This window comes from Sphingorhabdus arenilitoris (assembly GCF_042651485.1).
Taxonomy (GTDB): domain Bacteria; phylum Pseudomonadota; class Alphaproteobacteria; order Sphingomonadales; family Sphingomonadaceae; genus Sphingorhabdus_B; species Sphingorhabdus_B arenilitoris.
In genome coordinates this window covers 1-1,107 of record NZ_JBHSDH010000029.1, presented here as the reverse complement: position 1 = coordinate 1,107, position 1,107 = coordinate 1, and the positions used below count along the sequence as shown (strand labels likewise).

1 pseudogene is annotated in these 1,107 nt (G+C 55.1%); it reads left to right on the top strand.

What is annotated here, in order from left to right:
- A pseudogene (locus ACFOWX_RS13335) lies at positions 1-1,107 on the top strand (hypothetical protein); the annotation flags it as partial.

Genomic DNA, 1,107 nt, shown 5'->3' with positions numbered 1-1,107 from the left:
ACAGCACAGGTCACCTATATCTATAATGGCCTGGGTCAAGTCACGAAAAAGACCGAAGCCACGGGTGATGCGATCACCTATACTTATGACACATCAGGCCGCATGGTCCGCGAGACGCGCAGCGGCTTTATCTCGCATCAGGGCGTGAATGTCACCCCGATGGTGAATTATCAATATGATGGGCTGGGCAATCTTGCGCGCACGGTAGCAGCAGGCGCAGGGGACGCTGCGACGCGGGTGACCCGCTATGGGTATGAAGCAGGCAAACTTGTTTGGACAATCGATCCGAGCGGCTTTCAACGGTATCATTGGTATGATGCCGCTGGGCGCTTGCTTCATGACGAATATTACACGCGCAAAGACTCAAATGGCAATGACCTTCCTCGGGAACTGAAGGAGTCGCGCTACGATGCAGCTGGACGTGTGACCGACCAATGGGTGTCTGCAGATACAGCGCAAGGGCGTATATTTGCTACGCCGGTCACTCGTTACACATATAATGCCTATGGCGATGTGACGGCGGTCAATGTGGGCACCGCTTCGCAGCTGGGTGCAGTGATTACCGCAAACCGTTATGACGCAGCGGGCCGTTTGTGGGCGACGACGTCTGGCGATGGGGTTTGGAAGTTTTTTGGGTATGATGCCAATGGCAATCAGACGATAGCGATCACCTCTGCAGGGGCCAATCTTCAGAATATAACGAGCTTTGCGCAAGTTTTGGCGCTGGTGGGGCAAGAGGATGTCACGGCGGCCTATACGGTCTATGACAACCGCAATCTGGCCACAACGGTAACCGAGGAAGGGCGCAGGCTGAATGCGACCGGCGCGCTGGAAACGCTGACCAGCTCGCGCAGCTATAATGCCTTTGGCGAAGTGACAAGCGAGACCAATGCGCTAGGCCATACGCTGACTTATACGTATAATAATGCGGGCAAGCTGATTAAGAGCGAGAGCCCTTATGTCAATGTGACCGCCGAAAATGGCGCGGTCAGCAATATCCGTCCGACCGAAAATTACTATTATGACGCAAGCGGCCGCTTGGTGGCGAGCCGCGACGCCAATGGCAATCTGACGCGCCTCGTGCTGCTATCTGGCACCGGCTATAAT